Annotated in this window: 16 protein-coding genes and 1 pseudogene; 9 read left to right on the forward strand and 8 right to left on the reverse strand. The window is 73.5% G+C overall.

Annotation, left to right across the window (positions count from 1 at the left end):
• Positions 1–75: 75 nt before the first annotated feature.
• On the reverse strand, positions 76–1479 hold the full coding sequence (locus tag ABT263_RS08110; RefSeq protein WP_352288762.1) for an MFS transporter: 1404 nt from the start codon (positions 1477–1479) through the stop codon (positions 76–78).
• A 565-nt stretch (positions 1480–2044) separates the two neighbouring features.
• On the opposite strand from ABT263_RS08110, the pseudogene car reads away from it, so the two are divergent.
• The 3 genes and pseudogenes from car to ABT263_RS08125 form a co-directional block, all read left to right on the forward strand.
• A pseudogene (car, locus tag ABT263_RS08115) lies at positions 2045–5485 on the forward strand (carboxylic acid reductase); the annotation flags it as partial.
• Positions 5486–5582: 97 nt separating this feature from the next.
• Positions 5583–6293: a methyltransferase domain-containing protein gene (locus ABT263_RS08120; RefSeq protein WP_352288765.1), complete on the forward strand. Its 711-nt coding sequence runs from the start codon at positions 5583–5585 to the stop codon at positions 6291–6293.
• Positions 6294–6802: 509 nt separating this feature from the next.
• On the forward strand, positions 6803–7516 hold the full coding sequence (locus ABT263_RS08125; RefSeq protein WP_352288768.1) for a ScbR family autoregulator-binding transcription factor: 714 nt from the start codon (positions 6803–6805) through the stop codon (positions 7514–7516).
• A gap of 65 nt (positions 7517–7581) precedes the next feature.
• Here ABT263_RS08125 and ABT263_RS08130 read toward each other — a convergent pair whose 3' ends face one another.
• The 3 genes from ABT263_RS08130 to ABT263_RS08140 form a co-directional block, all read right to left on the reverse strand.
• Positions 7582–8787 carry an IS701 family transposase gene (locus ABT263_RS08130; protein WP_502885775.1) on the reverse strand — a complete coding sequence of 402 codons (1206 nt, stop codon included), beginning with the start codon at positions 8785–8787 and terminating at the stop codon, positions 7582–7584.
• An 834-nt stretch (positions 8788–9621) separates the two neighbouring features.
• Positions 9622–10779, reverse strand: a complete 1158-nt coding sequence (locus ABT263_RS08135; protein ID WP_352288773.1) for an IS701 family transposase — start codon at positions 10777–10779, stop codon at positions 9622–9624.
• Between the two features lie 242 nt (positions 10780–11021).
• Complete coding sequence (locus ABT263_RS08140) at positions 11022–11675, reverse strand: ScbR family autoregulator-binding transcription factor (protein ID WP_352288776.1); 654 nt, start codon at positions 11673–11675, stop codon at positions 11022–11024.
• 133 nt (positions 11676–11808) lie between these two features.
• Between ABT263_RS08140 and ABT263_RS08145 the strand changes: the two genes are divergently transcribed.
• On the forward strand, positions 11809–12711 hold the full coding sequence (locus ABT263_RS08145) for a ScbA/BarX family gamma-butyrolactone biosynthesis protein (RefSeq protein WP_352288779.1): 903 nt from the start codon (positions 11809–11811) through the stop codon (positions 12709–12711).
• 30 nt (positions 12712–12741) lie between these two features.
• Here the strand turns inward: ABT263_RS08145 and ABT263_RS08150 are convergent, their stop codons facing one another.
• Positions 12742–13509, reverse strand: a complete 768-nt coding sequence (locus tag ABT263_RS08150; protein WP_352288782.1) for an SDR family NAD(P)-dependent oxidoreductase — start codon at positions 13507–13509, stop codon at positions 12742–12744.
• Between the two features lie 532 nt (positions 13510–14041).
• Here ABT263_RS08150 and ABT263_RS08155 point away from each other — a divergent pair.
• From ABT263_RS08155 to ABT263_RS08165, 3 genes are all read left to right on the forward strand, one after another.
• A complete protein-coding gene (locus ABT263_RS08155; RefSeq protein WP_352288785.1) occupies positions 14042–15256 on the forward strand; it encodes a 3-deoxy-7-phosphoheptulonate synthase in 1215 nt (404 codons plus the stop codon).
• 216 nt (positions 15257–15472) lie between these two features.
• On the forward strand, positions 15473–16147 hold the full coding sequence (locus tag ABT263_RS08160) for an isochorismatase family protein (protein WP_352288788.1): 675 nt from the start codon (positions 15473–15475) through the stop codon (positions 16145–16147).
• Positions 16144–18129: an anthranilate synthase family protein gene (locus tag ABT263_RS08165; protein WP_352288790.1), complete on the forward strand. Its 1986-nt coding sequence runs from the start codon at positions 16144–16146 to the stop codon at positions 18127–18129. Before ABT263_RS08160 ends, ABT263_RS08165 begins: the two co-directional genes overlap by 4 nt.
• Positions 18130–18144: 15 nt before the next feature.
• Here ABT263_RS08165 and ABT263_RS08170 read toward each other — a convergent pair whose 3' ends face one another.
• Positions 18145–18960 carry a uracil-DNA glycosylase gene (locus ABT263_RS08170; protein WP_352288792.1) on the reverse strand — a complete coding sequence of 272 codons (816 nt, stop codon included), beginning with the start codon at positions 18958–18960 and terminating at the stop codon, positions 18145–18147.
• Positions 18961–19112: 152 nt separating this feature from the next.
• On the opposite strand from ABT263_RS08170, the gene ABT263_RS08175 reads away from it, so the two are divergent.
• Together ABT263_RS08175 and ABT263_RS08180 are read left to right on the forward strand one after the other, a co-directional pair.
• A complete protein-coding gene (locus ABT263_RS08175; protein ID WP_352288794.1) occupies positions 19113–20111 on the forward strand; it encodes a slipin family protein in 999 nt (332 codons plus the stop codon).
• On the forward strand, positions 20108–20572 hold the full coding sequence (locus tag ABT263_RS08180; protein ID WP_329486479.1) for a CBS domain-containing protein: 465 nt from the start codon (positions 20108–20110) through the stop codon (positions 20570–20572). The genes ABT263_RS08175 and ABT263_RS08180 overlap by 4 nt, the downstream gene beginning before the upstream one ends.
• A gap of 26 nt (positions 20573–20598) precedes the next feature.
• Here the strand turns inward: ABT263_RS08180 and ABT263_RS08185 are convergent, their stop codons facing one another.
• Both ABT263_RS08185 and ABT263_RS08190 read right to left on the reverse strand, forming a co-directional pair.
• Positions 20599–23493: an FAD-binding and (Fe-S)-binding domain-containing protein gene (locus tag ABT263_RS08185; RefSeq protein WP_352288796.1), complete on the reverse strand. Its 2895-nt coding sequence runs from the start codon at positions 23491–23493 to the stop codon at positions 20599–20601.
• Between the two features lie 165 nt (positions 23494–23658).
• Positions 23659–24693, reverse strand: coding sequence for a glycosyltransferase family 2 protein (locus ABT263_RS08190; RefSeq protein WP_352288799.1), 1035 nt, complete (start codon positions 24691–24693; stop codon positions 23659–23661).
• Positions 24694–24847: the final 154 nt, after the last annotated feature.

Genomic DNA, 24847 nt, shown 5'->3' on the forward strand with positions numbered 1-24847 from the left:
CCGGTCGACCGTCCGGTAGGGGCCGGAGCGTCCGGCGCGGCGGTCACCGGAGCTCCGGCCCGCCGCGCCGGTCGGTCACCTCTGACGGTTCGTCAACTGCGCCATCAGGGTGAGGACGGCGAAGCCGAGGATGACCGCGAGGCCGGGGTAGAACATCGACAGCTCGGTGCCGGGCATGATGACCGCGGTCACGACGGCGAGGCCGAATGCGCCGCCGACCTGCAGCGAACTGTTGAGCAGGCCGGCGGCGAGCCCCTGCTCCTCGTCCGCGACGCCGTTGGTGCCCGCGACCATGAGCGTCGCGATGCTGAGCGCGAAGCCCACGCCCCACAGCACGGAGGCGGGCAACAGCACGCGCCAGAGGTCGGGTTCGGGGCCGATGAAGAGCATCAGCAGGTAGCAGGGGAGGAAGGCGACCAGCCCGACCATCAGGATCTTGGTCACGCCGAACCGCTCCATCAGCGCGCCGAGCTTGGGGCCGATGATGACCACCATGAGGCCGGCCGGCAGCAGGACCAGGGCCATCTGCCACGGCCGCCAGCCCTGGAGGTCCTGGAGGTAGAGGGCGAGCAGGAACTGGAAGCCCATCGCGCCGCCGTACAGCAGGGCGATGCTGACGTTGGCGCTCACCAGGCTGCGGTTGCGGAAGATGGCGAGCCGGATCAGCGGCTCCTTCACGCTGCGCTCGATCACCAGGAAGGCGGCCAACAGGGCGGCGGACAGGGCGAATCCGCCGATCGCCCGCACCGAGCCCCAGCCGGCCTCGGCGGCGGAGACCACGGTGAAGACCAGCAGGAGGGTGCCGGCGAGCAGGGTCGCGGCGCCGCCAATGTCGAGTCGCGGCCGTTCGGTGCGCGGCGGGTCCGGCGGCAGGAAGCGCAGGGCGCCGATCAGCAGCAGCACGGAGAGCGGGATCGGCAGGATGAAGATGGACCGCCAGCTCAGGCCCGCGAGCAGGCCCCCGACCAGCAGGCCGGAGGAGTAGCCGGACGCCTCGAAGACGTTGAAGATGCCGAACGCCTTGTTGCGCTGGGGCCCTTCGGGGAACGTCGTGGTCAGCAGCGACATCGCGGCCGGGGCGGCGAAGCCCGCCGCCATGCCCTTGACGAAGCGCGAGACGATCAGCAGGACCGAGCTGTCGGCGAGCGCGCCGAACAGTGAGACGACCGCGAACGCGGCCATCGCGATCACCAGCACCCGGCGTCGGCCGAACAGGTCGGCGACCCGCCCGCCCAGCAGCAGGAAGCTGCCGAAGGCCAGGATGTAGGCGCCGACCAGCCACTGGGCGGTGGCCGCGGTCATCCCGAGCTCGTTCTGGATCTCGGGGATGGTCACCACGATCATCGAGATGTCGAGCCCGTCGAGCAGGATCACGCCGCTGAAGATCAGCAGCGACACCCATAACCGTGCCGACCAGCGCAGGGAGTCCTGCTGGACCTCCGGTGCTGCAGTCTCGGACGGCGCCTCGGGTGCTGCCAAGGCGTCGCCTCCCGTCCGGTGTTCACTCGGAGCCGAGCTGCCTGACATGGGCACATCCCTCCCACTAGAATGATCTTGAGCGCGCTCAATCCGCGTCCGCGATAATTGTCTACGCGCTATATTGCATAAGCTTGATGCTGCCCTAAGTAACCAGACCTGCGCAAGGCGAACACGGCAAGCGTGTCAACTACGGCTCTCCGGGCCCGGTCGGCGGCCATGGACGGCGGTCATCGACGGCGGCGCGCGGCCGGCTCGTTCGACCGCGTCGCATGCGCCCGCTCCGCGGTGCGGCGCACCGGTGGTTCCCACCGGCCGACCCGGTCCGACGGCAACAAGACCGCAGGCGAAGGACTTTGTGCGGGCCCGAGAAGAACTCGGCGTACGGGGCCCGGCAAACGGCCGACCTGACAGATCGTCGTTCGTTTGTTCAGGAACCCGGTTCGGCTCTGGTTAGCATCGGGGCACGAACTCGGAGCAATGGACGGAGCGTCCGGGAGACGAGTGTGCCGTCGTCGGCGTGCAGGCCGACCAGCACCGGTCCTTCGAATAACAGCCACGGCAGTCTGCCGGCGATGCGATGCGGAGACCCAGAATGCGGCTTGCGCAAACGTTAGCAAAAGTCATGCAGCGCCACACGGACCGGCCCGCAATCGGTGAACGCGCGAAGGAGTTCGTGCGGGACGCCGACACCGGCCGCGTTTCGCTCCGCCTCCTGGCGCACTACGAAACGACCAGTTACAGCGAACTCTGGGGGCGGGTCCGCGCGGTGGCCGCGGAATGGCACCGGCACCCGGAGCATCCGCTGGAGCCGGGCGAGCGGATCGCCCTGCTCGGCTTCGCCAGCGGCGACTACGCGGTGGTCGACCTCGCCTGCAACTACCTCGGCGTGGTCAGCGTCCCGCTGCAGACCAGCGCCCCGCTGGCGCAACTCGCCTCGATCGTCGAGGAGACCGAGCCCTTCGTCGTCGCGGCGAGCATCGAGCGGCTGCACGTCGCGGTCGAACTCCTACTGGTGAACCCGTCGGCCCGCCGGCTGGTGGTCTTCGACTACCACCCGGACGTCTCCGACCAGTTCGAGAAGTTCACCGCCGCGCGCGAGCGCCTCGCAGGGGCCGGCCGCGAGGTGGCGATCGACACCCTGGCGGACGTCGTCGGCCGCGGATCCGCGCTGCCCGACGCGCCGCTGTTCGTCCCCGAGGACGGCGACGACCCGCTGGCCATGCTGATCTACACCTCGGGCAGCACCGGAACGCCCAAGGGCGCGATGTACACCGACACGCTACTGAGCGCGATGTGGGGCGGGGCCTGGTCGAAGCTGTTCTCCGACCTCCTCGCGATCAACATCAACTACATGCCGATGAGCCATGTCGCCGGCCACTCGTCGCTGAAGAACACCCTCGCCCGCAGCGGGATCAGCTACTTCACGGCCAGCAGCGACATGTCGACCTTCTTCGAGGACATCGCACTGGTCCGGCCCACCGAACTGTCGCTGGTGCCACGGGTCTGCGAGATGCTCTACCAGAAGTACCAGAGCGAACTCGACCGGCGGGAGCTCGCCGGCGCCGACCGGCGGGCGGTCGAGGCCGAGGTCCTGGCCGAGCTGCGGGAGAACCTCCTGGGCGGCCGGCTCGCCTGGGCCAGCTGCGGCTCCGCCCCGCTCTCGGCCGAACTACGGGTCTTCGTCGAGGCGTTGCTGGGCTTCGAGCTGACCATCATCTACGGCTCCACCGAGGCCGCCGCCGTCTCCGTCGACGACAAGCTGCTCCGCCCACCGGTGATCGACTACAAGCTGGCCGACGTGCCCGAACTCGGCTACTACCGGACCGACTCCCCGCACCCGCGGGGGGAGTTGCTGCTGAAGTCCGAGGCCGTCGTGCCCGGCTACTACAAGCAGCCCGAGCTGTCGGCGGAGATCATCGACGAGGAGGGCTACTACCGGACCGGCGACATCGTCGCGGAGCTCGGGCCGGACCGGTTCACCATCCTGGACCGCCGCAAGAGCGTGCTGAAGCTCTCCCAGGGCGAGTTCGTGGCGACCGCGCGGCTGGAGTCCGAGTTCGCGGCGAGCCCGCTGGTCCGGCAGATCTTCGTGTACGGCAACAGCGAGCGGTCCTATCTGCTGGCCGTGGTCGTGCCCACGCCGGCCGCCCTCGACCAGTTCGGCGACGACCGGGAACACCTCCGCCAGCTGCTGAGCGAATCGTTTCAGCAGATCGCCCGCGAGGCCGGACTGAACTCCTACGAGATCCCGCGCGACGTCCTGATCGAGGCCGAACCCTTCGACCAGGCGAACGGCCTGCTCTCGGACCACCGCAAGCTGCTGCGGCCCCGGCTCCAGGAGCGCTACGGCCGCGAACTGGAGGAGCTGTACGCCGACATAGCCGCCCGGGAGAGCCGGGAGCTGCTGGAGCTGCGCCGTACGGGCGCCGACCGGCCGGTGCTGGAGACGGTCCAGCGGGCCACCCGGGCGCTGCTCGCGGGCTCCACCGTCGAGGTCGGCCCCGCCGCGCGCTTCCGGGACGTCGGCGGGGACTCGCTGACCGCCGTCTCCTTCTCCAACCTGCTCCACGACATCTTCGGCGTACGGGTCCCCGTCGACACCGTCATCAGCCCCGCCCACGACCTGCGTCAACTGGCCGGCTACATCGAGACCAAGCGCGCGACGGGCCTGCGGGGGACCACCTTCGCCTCGGTGCACGGCGAGGACGGCACGCGGGTCCGCGCCGGGGACCTCACGCTGGACAAGTTCCTCGACGACCGGACCGTCGCCGACGCCCGGACCCTGCCGCGGCCCTCGGGCGAGCCCCGGACGGTGCTGCTGACCGGCGCGAGCGGCTACCTCGGCCACTTCCTCTGCCTGGAGTGGCTGGAGCGGCTGGCCCCGGTCGGCGGGACGGTGATCTGCGTGGTGCGCGGACGGGACGCGGACGCGGCCCGCGGGCGCCTCGACGAGGCCTTCGTCAGCGGCGACGAGGAACTGGTGCGCCGCTACCGGGAGCTGGCCGACGGGCACCTGGAAGTCCTGGCGGGCGACATCGCGGAGCCGCGGCTGGGCCTGGACGACACGACCTGGAAGCGGCTCTCCGAGGAGGTGGACGTGATCGTCCACGCCGGCGCCCTGGTGAACCACGTCCTCCCGTACCACCACCTGTTCGAGGCCAACGTCGTCGGCACGGCCGAGCTGATCCGGCTGGGGCTCACCGGCCGGATCAAGCCCTTCACCTACATCTCCAGCGTGGCCGTCGCCACCTCCCGGGCCGGCGGGGCGCTGGACGAGGACTCGGACGTCAGGACCGCCCTCCCGGTGCAGCAGACCGACGAGGGCTACGCGGGCGGCTACGCGACCAGCAAGTGGGCCGGCGAGGTCCTGCTGCGCGAGGCGCACGACCGGTGCGGACTGCCGGTCACCACGTTCCGCTCCAACATGATCCTCGCGCACAGCCGTTACGCCGGGCAGCTGAACGTCCCGGACCAGTTCACCCGGCTGCTGCTCAGCGTGATCGCCACCGGCATCGCGCCGCACTCCTTCTACCGCACCGACGACCGGGGGAACCGCCGGCGGGCGCACTACGACGGCCTGCCGGTGGACTTCACCGCCGCCGCGGTGGTGGCCCTGGGCGGGCAGGGCACCGAGGGCTACCGGACCTTCAGCCTGGTCAACCCGAACGACGACGGGGTGTCGCTCGACAGCTTCGTGGACTGGCTGGCCGAGGCCGGGCACCGGATCGAGCGGGTGGCCGACTACGACGACTGGTTCGTCCGGTTCGAGGCCGCGATGCGGGCCCTGCCCGAGGGGCAGCGGCAGCACTCGGCGCTGCCGCTGGTCCACGCGTTCAAGCGGCCGGAGGAGGCGGTGCCCGGGTCGGTCATCCCCTCCGACCGGTTCCGGGCCGCCGTCCGGGCCGCCGGAATCGGACCGGCGCGGGACATCCCGCAGCTCTCGCCCGCCTTCATCGCCAAGTACGCCGCCGACCTGAAGCTGCTCGGCGAGCGCCTCGGCTGGTGAGACCCGCGGCCGTCGCCGCACCCCCCGGCGGTGCCGGACGGCCCGCCGCGCGAACGACCCACCGCCCATCGGACATCGAACCCTGGAGCAGAGAACCATGGAACAGACATCCGCGAAGTTCGAGGAGCGCTACGATCTCGGGCGCCGTCTCGTCGAGCAGCTGGGCCCGGTCGAGACCGAGCCGACCACCTTCGAACTCCTCGGCCTGGAATGGGACTTGATCCCCGGCACCTACGAGCCGCGACCGGGCACCGGCACCGAGTGGTACACCGGCGCGATCCCCTACCCGGCCGGTGGCAGCTTCCTGGAGATCGGCTGCGGGGCCGGCGTCACCGCGGTCTGGGCGGCCCTGCACGGCTGTGCGCGGGTGACCGCCACCGACATCACCGACACCGCCGTCGACAGTGCCGCCCGCAACGCCGCACGGCACGCCGTCGCCGACCGGGTCCGGGTGCTGCGCAGCGACGTGTTCGACGCGCTCGGACCCGAGGAGCGCTTCGACACCGTCTTCTGGAACTGCAGCGTCTTCGAGGCGCCGAAGGACTTCGAGTTCAAGCAGGACGTCGAGTGGGCGATCTTCGACCGCGGCTACAGCGCCCTCGGCCGCTACCTCGCCCAGGTGCACGACCGGGTGCTGCCCGGCGGCCGGGCCCTGGTCACCTTCAACAGCTTCGGTGACGCCGCCCGGATCGCCCAGCTCGCCGCCGAGGCGGGGAGCTCGCTGACGATGCTGGGCAGCGCCGACCGGCAGCTGGCGGGCGTGGACGTCACCTACAAGCTCTTCGAGATCCGCCCGCTGGAGCGCTGACCGCAGGGAGCGCGCACACCGCCCGCGGCGCAACCCGTACACCCGGTCGCCCGGAGGGCCGGCCCGCATTCGTCGGGCCGGCCCTCCGGGCGGTTCCGCATGCGGCCCGGGGCGGTCGGGGGTGGCCGTTTGGGGCCGGAATATTCCAGCGGCATGCGAATGCCGGGTGGTTGCCGGAGCGGTCGAACGAAAGGGCGAGCAATTCGAGCCGGGACAGCGCTCCGGGCCATTACGTTCTGTACATGGAGGGTTGCCGGGGTGATAGAATCCGACCCGGTGCGTGTGAATGCGCGCATGCCGATCAGGCCGGGGGCGGCGGCCCCGGCGGTAATCTCCGGGTGCCGATCCAGGCCGATCCGGACCGGGCGCGATCCACCCCGGCGCGAGTGCTGTCGGGCACGATCCGGCCGGGCCGCGTAACGGCTACCGGAATCGACGCCTCCCTTGTCGCCCCGCGGCATGCTTCCGTGCGTTTCACCCGTCGCTCACCCCATTTCCGGAGCGCTCCCATGGCCAAGCAGAATCGTGCCGTCCGCACCCGGCAGGAACTGATCCGTTCTGCCGCGGAGACCTTCGCCCGATCCGGATTCGCGGAATCCTCCATTACCCAGATCTGTGTCCGGGCCGGTCTCAGCCACGGTGCGCTGCATTTCCACTTCGGGAACAAGCGAGCGCTCGGCGAGGCGGTCGAATCGGCCGCCGCGGAAACCCTGCTGCACATCACCGGGAACGTTCCACTGCGGCACCCCGTACCGCTCCAGCTGCTCGTCGACACCTCGCACCTGCTGGCCCGGCGGCTCTCCACCGACGCGGTGCTGCGGGCCGGGTTCTGCCTCGGCAGCGACGCCACCTGGCCGGGCGGCGCCGACCTGTGGCAGCAGTGGCAGGACTGGGTCCAGTTGATGCTGACCGTCGCCAGGGCCCGGGGCAGCCTGGCCGCCGACATCGTGCTCGACGACGCCGTGGCCGCGATCACGGCCGTCGTCGCCGGGCTGGAGGTGCTCGGGCGGCGCGACCCCCGGTGGAACTCGCGTCAGGCGGTCACGCCGTTCTGGCGGTTGATGCTGCCGCAGCTCGCGACGGCGGAGGCGCGGGCCGGGATCGCCCCGGAGGGCAGCTGCGCGGAGCCGCCGGAGGGCGGCGAGCGGGCGGTCGGCGCGGAGTGGGGCGAGGCCGGCGGGCGGCGGGCGGCGAAGCCCTGCGACGCGCTGTCCTGCTGCTGACGGCCGGGGCCGGCGCCGCCCCCGCCGCTCGCCAGCCCGGCCGCCCCCGGCCGGTGGTGGTTCGCTCAGGCGGGCCGCTCGCGCCGGTCGGCGAGGGCGACGACCGCGTGGGCGGCCGAGGCCAGCGTGACGTGCCGGTGCCAGCCGCTGAAGGAGCGCCCGGTGAAGTCGCGGATGCCCACCCGGTCCGCGATCTCCGTGAAGTCCCGGTCGACCTTTCCGGTGAGCCGGCTGAGCCGGACCAGGGTGGCCGGTGGCACGGCGGTCAGGTTGGTCAGCCAGAGTTCCGCGGGCCAGTGCCCGCCCTCCTCACCGATGCCCAGCAGCTGGAGTTCACCACTCGAAGCGCCCGGAGCGCCCGGAGCGCCCGGAGTGCCCGGAGCGCCCGGAGTGCCCGGAGTGCCCGGTGCGGTCGGTGTGCCCGGTGCGGACGGCGCGGGCAGGCCGACCCGGACGGTGGCGGCCGGTACCGCCCGGGGGGCCGTGTGCGGACCGTGCTCCCGGCCGTGCTCCCGGCCGGGGACGAGCCGGCGCAGGTCCTTGGCCAGGCTCATGATGCGCAGCGCCGGCTGCGGCCTGCTCCCCGAGGCGGGCAGGGCCTGGTCCAGTACGGAGAGCCGGAGGTCGCCGCCGACCCGGGCGAGCAGCGGCACCCCGTGGGCGTGCAGCTTCCCGAAGATCGTCATGGCCTGTGACTCACCGATGTCGAGCACCACGGGCCGGACCGGCAGCCCCCAGCCCGTGGTGGTCTCCAGGCAGGCCTCGGTCACGCACTCGCCGAGGGTCTCCACCCCGGCCTCGTCCGGGATCGACACCTGACTGCGCCGCAGATCGTCCTTGAGCCAGGCCTCGGGCAGATGCAGGCGCCAGTTGACCGGGGTGCTCAGCTCCTCCGAGGCCGCCCAGACGCCGATGGCGTGCTGGGCGTTCAGCACCTGCCCGAGGGTCGGGAAGAAGTGCCGTTCGACGCCGACCGAGTGCTGCCCCGTCTTGGGGATGATCATCGGCTGCACCACCCACGCCTGGGGGGCCGCCGCACCGGCCAGGTAGTGGGCCAGCGCCCGGCGGATGGGGATCCAGTCCCAGGTCGAACTGCAGATGAAGTGGTGCAGGTTCTGCTCCGAGGCCGGCTTGCCGAGCAGCGCCGCGATGTTGCGGATCGACTTGCGCCCCTCGGTCTCCAGCAGCCCGCGCAGGTACTGCATGCCCTTGCGGCACTGGTCGCTGCGGGACAGCGAGGTGAACAGGATCGAGCACAGCTCGGTGAGCAGGACGTCGTGGGCGCCGGGCGGGAACGGTGTGCGGGGGTGCCGGGCCGGGCCCGGTCCGGACGGCTCGGCCGCCGCGGACGGCCCTCCGGGCGCGAGCCGGACCGGGGAGGCGGTGCCGTGCGGACCGGCCGGCGCCGGGCACGGCGAGGCGGCCGCAGGCGGGATGGGGGCCGGGACGGGGGCCGGAACGGAAGAGGGGAATCCGGTGGGGCGCAGGGGGCGGGCGGAGGGCTTCGACCGGTCGTTGTCGCCGACCGGAGCCTGGGTGCGCCGTCGCTGTGCCAACGTCTGAGAGGTCAAGTCGTCTCCGTGGTCGTGGTGTTCGGGGGAGGCGCCGGACGGCGGCGGCGGGGCCCGGCCTCGCGGTGGCCGGGCGGATCGGGAGCGTCGGGTCGGGTCGGGGCGGTGCGGGTCAAGGTGGGTCGGGTCGGGTCAGGGAGGCGCGGGTCGGGGTGAGGGTCGGAAGCGGGACCGGCCGTCGCCGGGCCCTGCCGCGGGTGGGGGAGCGGCTTCCTGGCGGTGCGGCGCCCCTGTCCTCAGTGCGGGAGCCGACCGGTCCGCGCTCGATCAGGGGCGGGAGGCAAAGCCACTGAGCGGACGCCCATCCTGTCCTGCGGGCATGGCCCGTGCTGGGCCCCGTCCGGAGCTCCGCCAGGGAAGTCCGGCAAAGGTGAACTCCACGTGTGCACACTCCTGTTCGGTCTCCCGGGGCGGTCATGAACGTGCTCGTGCGCTGCTCCAGACAGTAAGGAGCGAACCGGGGCGATGCCATGGCATGAGGTGTGAGAGTGTCACATTACCGGACAGTAGTCCTGTGAAGCCGGAGCCGGTGGGTCAGCGTCCGGCCCGGCCGCCGGGCAGCAGCGGCCGCCGGTTCTCCAGGGTGGCGATCAGGTGGGCGACCGACGCCAGCGTGATGTGCCGGTGCCAGCCCGGGAACGACCGCCCGCCGAAGTCCCGTACCCCCACCCGCTCGGAGATCGCGGTGAAGTCCCGCAGGACGACACCCGGCAGCCGGGTGAGCCGCAGCGCGGTGAGGACGGAGGGCGCGTCGGCGTTGGTGAGCCAGAGCCGCCGGCGCGGGCGCCCGGCGGGCCGCCACTCGCCGAGCAGCAGCATCCGCTCCCCGCGGGCCGGCGAGGTCACCACCGGGATCGCCACCGCGGTCGTCGGGCCGTCGCCCGGATTCACCTGCCGGCGCAGCCGGGGGAGCGACTCGGCGAGCTCGCCCACGGTGTGCTCCCGGCCGCTGTAGCTGGGCAGTTCGGTCCGGTCGAGCCAGAGCTGGGCCTGCGGGCCGACCCGCACCACGAACGCGACGCCCAGGGCCGCCAGGTGGCGGGCGACCGCCACGGCGTCCACCTCCCCGACGTCCACCACGACCGGCCCGCGCAGCACCCCGCCGATCTCCCGGATGTCGGCCACCGCGGCCCGGACGCAGTCCTCGATGGTGGCGACCGCGGCGTCGGCGGGAACGCTCGCCCGTTGCCGCAGCGGATCGGTCAGCCAGCGGTCGGAGAGCCGCAGCTGCCAGTCGACGGGGACGGCGCAGTGTCCGGAGGCCAGCCAGGCCCCCACCGCGTGCTGGCCGTTGACGATCCGTCCGAGCGGCAGCAGTTGCTGGTCGATGCCGACCGAATGGGAGCCGGCCTTGGGTATCAGGATCGGTCTGATCACCCAGGCCTGCGGGGCCAGGGCCCGCTGCACCTCGCGGGCCAGGGCGTGCCGCACCGGCATCCAGTCCCAGGGCGACGCGCTGATGAAGTGGTGGACGCTCTGCTGCGCCGCGGCGCCGTCGAACTGCGCCGCGATGCCGCGCAGGGTCTTGCGCCCCTCCAGAGCGAGCAGGCCGCGGACGTACTGCTCGGCCTTGAGCCGCTGGCCGCTGCGCCGCAGCGAGCCGAACAACTGGGCGCTGAGCTCGGGGTCGAGCGCCGTGTCGGCGGCCGGTTCGCCGTCCGTCGCGCCGACGGATCCGTGCAGGTGCCGCATGGTTGATCCCCCCGTGGTCCGCCACCCCAGCCGACCGGACGGACCGCCGCCCCGCATCGGCGTCGTCCGGGTCGGACTCCCAAAAGAGGACTGCTGTCCTGTTCTCATTTATACAGGCCGGCGCGGACGGTGGCTGCCCCGTCGTGCCGCGTGGGCGCGGGAATCGCAGGTGCGAATTCCGTGCCGGCCGGCCGGCACGGTCGGCGGGGCGAGGGTGGTCGGGCGGTGGTCCGGACGGCCGGTCAGTCGACGGGGGACGGCGCCCCGGCCCGGCCGGCCTCCTCCAGGAGGCGCTTCGCGCGGTAGGGGGAGGAGTCCAGCCTGGCCAGCACGCCGGCGCTGGCGACATTGGGGAGGACGAGTGCGAACAGGTTCGAGATCTCCTGGGAGAGGGTCCGCTCCGGCAGGGTCTCGGTGATCAGCTGGACCCCGGTCCACGCCCCCACGAACAGCCGGGCGGTCTCGGCCGGGTCGACGTGCGCGAGCAGTTCGCCGCGCTCCTTCGCCTCGGTCAGCAGTCCCTGCCCCACCTCGATCCAGTCGGGCCAGCGGGTGCCGAACAGGCCGCGGGACTTGACGTCCACGGACAGCCGGATCGCGGCGCTCAGCATCGGCTCCCGGGGCAGCCGGTGGGCGAGCAGCAGGGCGAGGTCCACCCACTCCTGCAGCTTGAAGGCCTGCGGGGCCAGCCCCTCCATGGTCACCGCCTCGGCCAGCACGCCGCGGGCGAGCTGTTCCTTGGTGGTGAAGTGGAAGTAGAGGCCGCCGCGGGTGAGTTGGATGCGCTCGATGAGGCCGCCGATGGTGGTGGCGTCGTACCCGAGCTCGTTGAACATCTCGGCCGCGGCCTCCAGGATCAGCCGGCGGGTATGGATCGCGCGCTCCTGCCTTGACACTTTATGCCTCCACTGCATTCTCTTTACCATTGCTTGAACTAGACTTGCTCATGGTTCGAAACCGACCGGAGAGCCGGTACTTGAATAGCACAGTCCACTGAGCTGTGCCGACCCGTCAGACCAAGGGGGGGCCTTGCAAGACGTCACGCTCGCACCACGTTCATCCACTCCTTCGCCTGCTCTCGTAGGCGCCTACGCGCATCTGCGGCGGAGCACGTCCGTCCTGGTCACCGGCTGGGAGCGACTGGGGGCCGACGAGTTCGGGGTCGGCGTCCGGTGGCCGGCCGTGCAGGTGGGTCTGCCGTACGACCCGCGGATACTCGCCCAGACCATCCGACAGAGCGGCCTGGTCGTCGCGCACGCCGAGTACGGCGTCCCGCTGACCCATCAGACCGTGTTGAGCACCCTGGACTACACGATCGACCCGGACTTCCGCGCGCCACGCGGCCGGAGCGCCAGACTGGACGTGCGGGTCACGGTGGCGGGCGCCGTGCGGAACCGACGGTCCGTCAGCTCTCTGCGGATGGGCATCCTGATCCGCTGCGACGGCGTCGTGGCGGCCCGGGCGGACTCCGAGTTCGGCTGGATCTCGCCCGCCGCCTACCGGCGGGTGCGGGGAGACGGCCTCGGGGTCGGCTGGGGCGCCTGGCCGTTACCGGAGCCGATAGCCGCCGACCTCGTGGCCCGGCCGCGCGCCACCGACGTCGCCCTCGCGCCGGGCGACCGGCCGCACCGCTGGCTGCTGCGCAACGACATCGACAACCACCTGCTCTTCGACCATCCCGTCGACCACGTCCCGGGGCTGGCCCTGCTGGAGGCCGCGGCCCAGGCCGCGCAGGCCCTCCGGGGCCGGTCGTCCTTCCTGCCCCTGCGGGTCGCCACCAGCTTCCGGCGGTACGTGGAGTTCGACCGGCCGTGCTGGATCGAGGCGGAGGAGACACCGGCCGGCCACCCCGCCCGGTGCGCCGTCCGGGTCACGGGCACGCAGGGCGGGGAGCCGGCCTTCCGGGTCGAGTTCAACGGTCTGCGGCGGTGACGGTGCCACCGCCGGGCGGCCGGGGGCGGCTCACCGGTTGACGAAGCCGCCGTCCACCGGCAGGACGGTACCGGTCAGGAACGGGCAGCGGTCGCTCAGCAGCCAGGCCGCCGCCTCCGCGATCTCCTCCGGAGCCGCCGTACGCCCCTGCGGCGTCAGCGAGTTGGCCAGATCCTCCAGGCCGGGATTGCGGCCGAACCAGTCGGCCGTGATCTCGCTGCGGGTGGTTCCGGGGGCGACCGCGTTCACCCGGATGCCCTGCTTGGCGTACTCGTCGGCGGCGGCCCTGGTGAAGCCGATGACCGCGTGCTTCGAGGCGATGTAGGGGGCGGCGGCGGGGATCGACACCAGGCCGCCCACACTGCTGTTGTTGACGATGGTGCCCCCGCCGGATTGTTCCAGCATCGCCGTTATCTCGTACCGCAGGCAGTTGAAGACGCCGCGCACATTGGTGTCCATGACGGTGTCGTAGACGTCGTCCGACATCAGGTGCAGCGGGGTGCGGTCACCGCCGATCCCCGCATTGTTGAAGGCCGAGTCGAGCCGCCCGAATTCGGCCACGGCGAACTCCACCGCCCTCGCGGCATCTCGGGCGACGGATACGTCGCCGACCACGTACGCGGCGCGGGCTCCCTTTTCGCGTAGTTCGGCGGTCAGTGCGGCCAGGCGTTCTTCCCGGCGGGCGGTGAGCACCACGGTGGCGCCCTCCCGGGCGAACACGTGGGCCGCCGCGGCGCCGATGCCGCTGCTCGCGCCGGTGATGAGGACGATTCTGCCGGAGAGGAGGTCGCTGTTCATGGCCCGAAGTCTCGCAGGCCCTCGTCCGGACGTCACCAGGTCGGCCTGTCGTCCTGCTGTCACGATGATTTGACGCCGATTCAGTTCGTCGAGCTGGCTTCGGAGCCCCGTCGAACCGGTGTGCCCGCCGGTGGTGCTACGTGCCCGCAGCGACCTGATGGACTATTCGGCACCTGACGGAGTAGCGGTCACCTGACGAAGTGCCGGTCACCTGACGAAGTGCGGTGACGAACGTTGGCCGGCACTCCGTTCTGTTCCATGATTTGGACGGTGGCGGAGGCCGCCGACGGTTCGGCGCCCACCGTCGCGATGCGGCGGTCCGGCCCGACCTCTGCGCCCACCGCCCCCGTGTTCCATCGACGTTCACCCAGGACGAACGAGAAGTTCCCCGGTCCCGCCGACGGTGCGGCGACCGCGCCCCCCGGGCCTGTGTGGATTCGAATTCCGGCTCCGTTGACAGCCGCGCACGACGCTCGCCTGCTCGGCCGTGGGGCGACCGCGCCCATCGCCCGTTCGCGATTTGGAGAAATCGGTGGAAAGTACTCTGCTCGATATCCGACTGGAAAGCGCGTTGCAGCAACCACCGTGGGAGGACACCGCGCTGGTCCGCCAGGTGCGGAAGGAACTGGCGACCCGCCCCGCACTGGTCGAGGCGGAGGACGTCCGTACCCTGCGCGCGCTGCTGGCCCGGGTCGCCGCGGGCGAAGCCCACGTGGTGCAGGCGGGCGACTGCGCGGAGGACCCGGCCGAGTGCACCCCCGGCTACGTGGCCCGCAAGGTCGGCGTGCTCGACCTGCTCGCGGGCGCGCTCCAACTGGACACCTGCAAGCCGGTGATCCGCGCCGGCCGGATCGCCGGACAGTTCGCCAAGCCCCGCTCCCACCCCACCGAGCGGGTCGGGAACGTCGAACTGCCGGTCTACCGGGGTCACATGGTCAACAGTCCGGAGCCCGACCCGGAGCTGCGGCGCCCCGACCCGTTGAGGCTGCTGACGGGCTACCAGACCGCCTACGACGTCATGGGACACCTGGGCTGGCGCAGCCGCGGCGGGCCCCTCTCCATCGGGACGCCCGTCTGGACGAGCCACGAGGCACTGCTGCTCGACTACGAAGTCCCCCTGCTGCGCCGGGACGACGAGGGGCGGCTGCTGCTCGCCTCCACCCACTGGCCGTGGATCGGCGAGCGGACCAGGCAGGTCGACGGCGCCCATGTCACCCTGCTCGCCGAGGTGATGAACCCGGTGGCCTGCAAGGTCGGTCCCACCATGACGGTCGACGACCTGCTGGCCCTGTGCGAGCGGCTCGACCCCCGGCGCGAGCCGGGCCGGCTCACCCTGATCGCCCGGATGGGGGCCGAGGCGGTGGCCGGGCGGCTGCCCGTCCTCGTCGAGGCGGTGAAGGCCGCGGGCCACCCGGTGATCTGGCTCACCGACCCGATGCACGGCAACACCGTCAGCACACCGGACGGCCTCAAGACCCGGTTCGTGCGGGAGATCTCCCGCGAGGTGCGGGAGTTCCAGCACGCCGTCCGCAACGCCGGCGGCACGGCGGGCGGGCTCCACCTGGAGACGACTCCCGACGACGTGACCGAATGCGTCCAGAGCGAAGCCCGGATCGACGAGGTCGGGGCCAAGTACACGAGCTTCTGCGACCCCCGGCTCAACCCGGGCCAGGCCCTCTCCGTGGTCTCGGCCTGGTGGCTGACCGGCCGGTCGACCCCGGTGGGCGCCGCCGCGGCCCAGGGCTGAGCCCACCCGCCCCCGGGCGCCGCGTACCCGCGGCGCCACCGTGCCCCGGTCCGGCACCGCGGACGCCACCGCCCCCGGCGGCCGCGGCGCCGGACCGGCCCACCGGCGCGGCCGCCCGCACCACCCCACCCGGCGGCCCGTCCGCTCCCGCTCGACAGCGCTCGGTCCCACCAGCCCCACCAGCGATTCGACCCAGGAACCCAGGAGAGGAAGGCCATGGCGGGCATACCCCCCATCGCGCCGTACCCGATGCCGACCGCGGCCGACCTGCCCGGCAACACCGCCCGGTGGACCGTGGACCCGGACCGGGCGGTGCTGCTCGTGCACGACATGCAGCGCTACTTCCTGCGGCCGTTCCCCGCGGCCGTCCGCGACCACCTGGTCGGCAACGCCGCCCGGTTGCGCGAGCGCAGCGCCGCCCTGGGGGTCCCGGTCGCCTACACCGCCCAGCCCGGCGGCATGACCGAGGAGGAGCGCGGCCTGCTGAAGGACTTCTGGGGGCCGGGCATGCGGGTCGACCCGGTCGACCGGCAGGTCGTCGAGCCGCTCGAACCGGCCCCGGCCGACTGGGTGTTCACCAAGTGGCGGTACAGCGCCTTCTTCCGCTCCGGCCTGCTGGACCGGATGCGCGAGCAGGGCCGCGACCAGCTCGTCCTCTGCGGCGTCTACGCGCACGTCGGGGTGCTGATGTCCGCGGTCGAGGCGTTCACCAACGACATCCAGCCGTTCCTGGTGGCGGACGCCGTCGCGGACTTCTCCGAGGAGTACCACCGGCTGGCCCTGGACTACGCGGCGCAGCGCTGCGCCGTGGTCGTCACCACCGACGACGTCCTCGCGGGGCTCCGGCCGGCCGCCGTCGCGGCCGGTGGCCCGGGGGAGGCCGGCGCATGACCGGGGCCGGGGCGGCGCCGTACCCCGTGGACCTGCTGGACCGCGTCCTCGGACTGCGGCCGCCGCCCTTCGCCCTCATCCACCGCCCGGAGTCGACCGGGCCGGACGCGCTGGACGTGCTGGTCGGCACGGTGTCGACGCCGGGGACGCTCGCCGAGCTTCCCGTTCCCGCCGGGGCCGTTCCCGCCGGGGCCGCCGCCGGGGACGCCCGTCACGAGGTGCTGGCGATCGTCCCCTACCGGCAGATCGCCGAGCGCGGCTACGCCTGCGCCGACGACGGCGAGCCGCTGATCGCGATGACCGTCACCGACCAGGGCGTGCTGCCGCTGGCCGAGGTGCTGCGACGGCTCCCGGACGTGCCGATCACGCTGGCCGGCGGCCACTTCGACGTGGACGACGAGACCTACGCCGGGACGGTGCGCAGGGTCGTCGCCGACGAGATCGGCCGGGGCGAGGGCGCGAACTTCGTGATCAAGCGCTCGTTCCTCGCCGACATCACCGGCTACACCACGCACAGCGCGCTCTCGTTCTTCCGGCGGCTGGTGCGGGGCGAGTCGGGCGCCTACTGGACCTTCATCGTGCACACCGGCGCCCGTACGTTCGTCGGCGCCACCCCGGAGCGGCACCTCAGCCTCGCCGGCGGCAGGGCCGTGATGAACCCGATCAGCGGCACCTACCGGTACCCGCCGTCCGGCCCGACCCTGCCCGGGGTGATGGACTTCCTGGCCGACCGCAAGGAGGCCGACGAGCTGTACATGGTGGTGGACGAGGAACTCAAGATGATGGCCCGGATCTGCGCGGAGGGCGGCCGGGTAGTGGGCCCGTACCTCAAGGAGATGGCGCGGCTGGCGCACACCGAGTACTTCATCGAGGGGCGCACCGACCGCGATCCGCGGGAGATCCTGCGCGAGACGCTGTTCGCCCCGACCGTCACCGGCAGCCCGCTGGAGAGCGCCTGCCGGGTCATCCGCCGGTACGAGCCGCAGGGCCGCGGCTACTACAGCGGGGTGGTCGCGCTGATCGGGCGCGACGAGCACGGCGGATCCGCGCTGGACTCGTCGATCCTGATCCGCACGGCCGACATCGACGACGCGGGCCGGGTCCGGATCGGGGTGGGTGCCACCCTGGTGCGCCACTCCGACCCCGAGCAGGAGGTGGCCGAGACCCGGGCGAAGGCGGCGGGCCTGCTCGCGGCCCTTCAGGCGGACGGCCCGGCGGCACCGGCCCCGACTCCGACCCTGACCCCGGCCCCGGCCCCGGCCCTGACCCCGACCCCGGCCCCGACCCCGGCCGTCTACGGCGCGCACCCGGACGTCCGGGCCGCGCTGGAGCGGCGCAACGCCGGCATCGCCGACTTCTGGCTGGCACCGGTGTCCGCGCGCTCCCGGCCGAGGTCCGCCCTGACCGGTCGCCGGGTGCTCGTGGTGGACGCGGAGGACACCTTCACCGCGATGATCGACCACCAGCTCCGCTCGCTCGGCCTCGCGGTGACGGTCCGCCGGTTCGACGAGCCGTACGCGCCGGACGGGTACGACCTCGTCGTGATGGGCCCCGGCCCGGGAGATCCGCGCGGCGCGGGCCACCCCAAGATCGCGCGGCTGCGGTCGACGATCGACACGCTGCTCCGGGAGCGGCGGCCGTTCTTCGCGGTCTGCCTCAGCCACCAGGTGCTCGGCCTGCGGCTCGGCCTCCCGCTGGTCCGCCGGGAGGCACCGAACCAGGGCGTGCAACGGGAGATCGACCTCTTCGGCGTCCGGGAACGGGTGGGCTTCTACAACACCTTCGCGGCCCGCAGCGTCGAGGCCAAGGTCGAGTGCGAGGGCGTCGGCCTGGTCGAGGTGAGCCGCGACGCGGACACCGGCGAGGTGCACGCGCTGCGCGGCCCGTACTTCGCCTCGCTGCAGTTCCACGCCGAGTCGATCCTCACCGAGGACGGCGTCCGGCTGGTCGGCGGGCTGCTGACCGAGGTACTGGCGGGCTGAGGGGCCGCCGGACGGCTACGGCTCCCCACCGGCGCCCGGGCGCTCCGGGAGGGGGTCCAGACCGGCCGAACGGGCGGCCTCGCGGAGCAGCTCGCGCAGCATGACGGTGCTCAGCCGGCCGGTGTTCGTGTTGCGCGGGCTGACGTGGTAGCACCCGTACAGCTCCAGCGGCGGTCCGCCGTCGGCGGCCGGCAGGGTGACCCGGGCGCCGTGGCCGAAGACCGGCCGGGGCCGGGGCACCTGCCAGCCGGCGGCGGCGACCGCCGGGAGCAGCGCCTGCCAGGCGAAGCCGCCGAGCGCCACGACGGTCCGCACGGTCGGCCGCAGCAGCTCCAGCTCGCGGGTGATCCACGGGCGGCAGGTGTCCCGTTCGGCGGTGGTCGGCTTGTTGTCGGGCGGCGCGCAGCGCACCGGGTCGGTGATCCGGACCCCGTGCAGGCGCAGGCCGTCCCCGTGCCGGACCGACTCGGCGCGGTTCGCCAGCCCGAGCGCGTGGAGCGTGGCGTAGAGCAGGTCGCCGGACGGGTCGCCGGTGAAGATCCGGCCGGTGCGGTTGCCGCCGTGCGCGGCGGGGGCGAGGCCGACCAGGACCAGCGGCGCGTCGGGCGGGCCGAAGCCGGGGATCGGGCGGCCCCAGTAGTCCCAGTCCAGGTAGGCGCGGCGCTTGGTGCGCGCGGTCGCCTCGCGCCACTCGACCAGCCGGGGACAGGCGCGGCAGCCGGTGACGACGGCGTCCAGCGCGGGGACCGTGGCCGTGCGGGCGGCGGCCGCGACGGGGTGGCCCGGGTCCTGGGGGCCGGTGGCCGGGCCGTCGGCTGCGGGCTGGGACATGGGGACGATCTTAGGCGCGGCGGCCGGCGGCCGACGGGCGGCCCGTTCCGGCGGCGCCTCCGCAGGCGTAGCGTGGAACCGGCTGCTCCGGCGGCCCCCGGCCGGGCCGGGGCGGCGACCGCCGGGGCGGCGGTGCGCGCGAGGAGACCGCGATGCTGATATTCGATGCGGTGCTGGCGGCCGTCGTACTGGTGGCCGTGTGGGCCGGGCTGAGCGTCCGGGTCGTGCAGCAGTTCCAGCGGGGCGTGGTGTTCCGCTTCGGCCGGGTGCGCGAGCAGGTCCAGGGCCCCGGGCTGGTGCGGCTGATGCCGGTGGCGGACCGGCTGCGCAAGGTGAACGTCCAGATCGTGACGATGCCGATCCCCGCCCAGGAGGGCATCACCCGCGACAACGTGACCGTCCGGGTGGACGCGGTCGTCTACTTCCGGGTGGAGGACCCGGTGAAGGCGACCGTCAACGTGCAGGACTACAACTTCGCCATCTCGCAGGTCGCCCAGACCTCGCTGCGCTCGATCATCGGCAAGAGCGAGCTGGACGACCTGCTGGCCAACCGGGAGCCGATCAACCAGGGACTGGAGCTGATGATCGACAGCCCGGCGCTGGGCTGGGGCATCGAGATCGACCGGGTCGAGATCAAGGACGTCGCCCTGCCGGAGTCGATGAAGCGCTCGATGTCCCGGCAGGCGGAGGCCGAGCGGGAGCGCCGGGCGAGGATCATCACGGCGGACGGCGAGTACCAGGCCTCGGCGCGGCTGTCGGAGGCCGCGGCGGTGATGAGCGCGACTCCGGCGGCGCTCCAACTGCGGCTGCTGCAGACCGTGGTGGAGGTGGCGGCGGAGAAGAACTCGACGCTGGTGCTGCCGTTCCCGGTCGAGCTGCTGCGGTTCCTGGACAGCGCGGCGGAGGTGCACCGCAAGACGGTGGGCGACGGCGGCGAGCAGGCGGGCGCGCAGCCGTCACCGGCCGAACCGCCGCCGCTGCCGGAGGTGGAGCAGCTCGAACTCCCGCCGCTGGAGGAGGTGCTGGAGCAGTCGCCGGTGGACCGGCTGAACGGCGCCGGCCACCCCGCGCCGGGCCCGGTGGCGGCGCCCCCTGGCCCGGACCACGATGGAGGGACGGGAGTGGCAGGCACGTCAGGAGGCCGATCATGACCAGAGCCAGCGACATCATGCACCCGGGCGCGGCGTGCGTGGGTGAGCACGAGACCCTCGCCTCCGCCGCCCGGATCATGCGGGAGCGCGACGTCGGGGCGTTGCCCATCTGCGGTGAGCGGCAGAAGCTGCTCGGCATCGTGACCGACCGCGACATCGTGCTGAAGTGCGTCGCCGAGGGCCGCGACCCCGAGCAGGTGACGGCGGGCGAGATCGCCCAGGGCCGGCCGATGACGGTGGAGGCGGACGAGGACGCCGAGCAGGTGCTGCGGATGATGGAGCAGTACCGGGTGCGCCGGCTCCCGGTGATCAACCACCCGGAGCACGAGGTGGTCGGGATGATCAGCGAGGCGGACATCGCGCGCGGCCTGCCGCAGGCCCGGCTGGCGGAGTTCGTCTCGGCGGTCTGCGCGGAGGAGCCGCCGCGGTCGACGGAGGTGCAGGAGCCGCAGGCGGTCTAGGGCCGCACGCCGCTCCCACCGGGCGGTCAGTGCTGCTCCCGGAGGCCCCGCTGCAGCAGTTCGGCGAGGTGGAGGGCCTGGCGGCCCTCGGCCAGGTGGGCGATCTGGGTGCGGCAGCTGAAGCCGTCGGCCAGCACGACGGTGTCCGGGTCCGCCGCGCGCAGCTCGGGCAGCAGCACGCGTTCGGCGATCGTCACGGACACCTCGAAGTGGCCCCGCTCGAAGCCGAAGCTGCCGGCCAGCCCGCAGCAGCCGGAGTCGAGGACGCGGTTGCGCAGACCGGTGCGGGCCTCCACCCGGCGGTCCGCGGCGGTGCCGAGGACGGCGTGCTGGTGGCAGTGGGTCTGGGTGACGGCGTCCAGCGGGAGCCGGGGGAGCGGGGCGTCCGGCGCGTACTGGTCGATGAACTCGGCGAAGGTGCGCGTCCGTTCGGCGAGCGGGCGGCCGTCGGCGCCGAGCAGCCGGGGCAGGTCCTCGCGCAGGGTGGCGGTGCAGCTCGGGTCCATGCCGACCACCGGGGTGCCGGCGGGCAGCCCGGTGGCGGCGAGCGCGCGCAGGCTGCGCCGCATCACCCGCCGGGCGGTGCCCAGCTGGCCGCTGGAAAACCAGGTGAGCCCGCAGCAGACGGGGCCGTCCGGCAGCCGGACGTCGAAGCCCAGGTGGGAGAGCACCTCGACGGCGGCGCGCAGCACGTTCGGCTGGAGGTGGTCGGAGAAGGTGTCCGGCCAGAGCAGGACGGGGCGGGCGCCGGCCGGGGCGGGGTGCGCGGCGCGGTGACGGCGGTACCAGCGGGTGAAGGTCTCGGGCGGGAACACCGGGACCGGCCGGCGCCGGTCCACCCCGCCGAGCCGCTTCAGCGGGCCGGCGGCGGCCGACCGGGCGATCAGGTTCGCCGCGCCGGGGGCGAGGGCGACGGCCCGCAGCCAGAGCGGCAGCCACCCCATCGAGTAGTGCGACAGGGGCCTGGGGCGGTGCCGGTAGTGCTGGTGCAGGAACTCGGTCCGGTAGGTGGCCATGTCGACGTGGACCGGGCAGTCGCCGGCGCAGCCCTTGCAGCCGAGGCAGAGGTCCAGCGCCTCCCTGACCTCCGGTGAGCGCCAGCCGTCCGGGATGGCGCCCTCCGCGCCGCGCAGCATCTCGGCGAGCAGCCTGGCGCGGCCCCGGGTGGAGTGGCGCTCCTCGCCGGTGGCCATGTAGCTCGGGCACATCACCCCGGTGTCGGGGTCCACGCACTTGGCCACCCCGACGCAGCGGTGCACGGCCTTGGCGAGGCTGCCGTCGTCCTGCGCGTACGGGAGGGCGAGCGGGAGCGCGCGCACCGGCCCGGCCAGCCGCAGGTCGGCGTCGAGCGGGCGCGGGTCCACCAGGGCGCCCGGGTTGAGCAGGTTGTCGGGGTCCCAGATCCGCTTGAACTCGCCGAAGAGCGCGATGATCCCGGGCAGGTACATCCGGGGCAGCAACTCGGCGCGGGCCTGCCCGTCGCCGTGCTCACCGGAGAGCGAACCGCCGTACGAGACCGCGAGGTCGGCGGCCTGTTCCAGGAACTCCCGGAACACCGCCGGCCCGTGCGGCGCGGTGAGCGGGAAGTCGATCCGCAGGTGGACGCAGCCCTCGCCGAAGTGCCCGTAGGGGACGCCGCGCAGGTGGTGGCGGCGCAGCAGCGCCCGCAGGTCGCGCAGGTAGTCGCCGAGCCGCTCCGGCGGGACGGCGGAGTCCTCCCAGCCTGGCCAGGCCTCGCCGCCGCCGGGCAGCCGGGTGACGATCCCCGCGCCGGCCTCGCGCACGCCCCAGAGCTGGCGCTGCTCGCCGGGGTCGGTGACGAGCGAGGTGGTGGCGGAGCGCTCCCGGCGGACGGCGTCGGCGAGCCGCCGGGCCGCGTCGAGGGCCTCGGCGGGGGTCGCGCCGGCGGTCTCCAGGAAGAGCCAGCAGGCGCCCTCGGGCAGCCGGTCCAGTGCGGGCGGGCGCGGTCCGGCGGCGAGCAGCGCGGCGATCAGGTCGGCGGCCATGCCCTCGACGGTCAGCGGGCGCAGCGGCAGCAGGGCGGGGACGGCGTCGGCGGCGGCCGTCTCGTCCGGGTAGCCGGCCACCACCAGGGCGCGGGCGGGCGGGTCCTCGACCAGTCGGACGGTGGCGCCGAGCAGCAGCGCGCAGGTGCCCTCGGTGCCGGTGAGGGCCCGGGCGAGGTGGTGGCCGCGTTCGGGGAGCAGGGCGTCCAGCGGGTAGCCGGAAGTGCGGCGCGGCAGGTCCGGCATGCCCTGGCGGATCACGGCGAGGTTGCGGTCGGTGAAGTCCTGGAGGTCGCGGTGGAGCCGGCCCGCGCGCCCGGGCAGGGCGCGCAGCGCCGTGCGTTCGGCGGGCCCGAGCGGGCCGCCGACGGTGAGTTCGGTGCCGTCGGCGAGCAGCAGGTCGAGGGACTCGACGTTGTCGGAGGTGCGCCCCCAGACGACGGAGTGGGCGCCGCAGGAGTCGTTGCCGATCATGCCGCCGAGGGTGCACCGGCCGTGCGTGGACGGGTCCGGCCCGAAGCGCAGGCCGTGCGGGCGGGCGGCCCGCTGGAGGTGGTCCAGCACGGCGCCCGGCTCGACCCGGGCGGTGCGGCGCTCCGGGTCCACGCCGTGCACCGCGCCCAGGTGGCGCCGGAAGTCCAGGACGACCGCGCCCGGGCCGATCGCCTGCCCGCCGATGCTGGTGCCGGCCCCGCGCGGCACCACCGGTACGCCGTACTGCCGGCAGAGCGCGACGGCCGTCCGGACGTCGTCCAGGTCGGCCGGCTTGACCACGCCGAGCGGCAGGTGGCGGTAGTTGGACGCGTCGTGGCTGTAGACGGTGCGCTCGGCGGCGCCGAAGCGGACGTCGCCGCGCAGGGTCGCGGCGAGCTCCCGGGCGAGGTCGGCGCCGGGGGCGGCGGACGGTCGGCTCACGGGGGTCCTCCCGGGGGTGGGCTCGGCGTACCGCCGCCGATCATCCCAGCCGGACGGCGCGCCCGGTACGGGCCACCCCGGCGTGCGGCCGACGGAGTGTCGGCCGCACGCCGGCTCCGGCTCCGCCGGACGGCTGTCCGGTCTCCCGGCCCGGGGCCGTCCGGGTCAGGCCGAGGCCCGCCGGCGGGCCGAGCCGGTCAGGGTGCCCTTGGCGATGTGCGAGAGCTTGGCCATCTCGAAGGCCGGGTAGGCTCCGCCGGCCAGCAGCGAGAACTTCACGCCCTCGCGCCCGCCGGGCCGCCGGTGCCCGGCCGGCTGGAAGCGGCGGTGGTGCTCGGCGGCGCGGTGGAAGAACTGGGGCCGCTCGGCCCGCGCCACGCACCCGGCCAGGTCGAACACGAACAGGTAGTGCCGGACCATCCGGGTGAACAGGGAGTCGCGGACGGCCTCCAGCTCCGGCTGCCAGGCCGCCACCTCGTCCAGCAGGGCGAAGCTGCGCTCGTACTGGTCGAAGATGTCGAACTGGCTGCTGCCGGGCGAGCCGGCCGGGTGGACGGTCTCCCGCCGCCGCAGCTGGACGCAGGCGCGCGGCAGCACGGCGATCCGTCCGGCGGTCAGCATGGCCCGGTGCACGGCCGGGATCTCCTCGTAGCGGCCGTCCGGGAAGGCGAGCGCGCGGCCCTGCCAGAAGTCGCGCCGCAGCAGCCGGTCCCAGATCAGCGCGGGCGCGCCGAGCAGCTCGGGGCGGGCGGCCGGCCCGGTGACCTCGGGCCCGGCGTCGGCCAGCACCGCCTCCGCGCCGCCCGGCCAGTCGCGCCCGCCGTGCCGCCGGGTGTGCCCGAACAGGAGCACGTCCACCGGGCCGGTCTGCTCCAGCCGGTCGGCGAGCGAGCGCAGGCCGTCCCGGGGGAGCAGGTGGTCGGCGTCGAGGAAGAGCAGGTACTCGCCGGTCGCCCGGGCGGCGCCCGCGTCCCGGCTGACGCCCACGCCGACGGCGGCGTTGAGGTGCAGCGCCGAGACCTGCGGGTGCCGCGCCGCGTACGCGTCGGCGAGGTCGGCCGGGGTCTCGGGGGAACGGTCCGCGACCAGGATGACCTCGAAGTCGCGGAAGGACTGCGCGAGGAGCGAGTCGAGGCATTCCGCGAGCTGTTTCTGCTGGTCGTAGGCGGGGAGCACGACGCTGATCAGGGGAGAGGGCATGAGGCCGGAGCGTAGGAGCGCGGCCGGAAGGTGGCAAAGCCCTGACGGTCGGTAATTCTGATCAATCCGCGTCAAATCGTACGAGCGTGCGCCATATCTTCACCCGGCATGCCGGACGTGTCCACGTCGAACGGCGCCGCCGGGCGGATCGGAC

The organism is Kitasatospora sp. NPDC001603, assembly GCF_040298365.1.
Lineage (GTDB): Bacteria > Actinomycetota > Actinomycetes > Streptomycetales > Streptomycetaceae > Kitasatospora.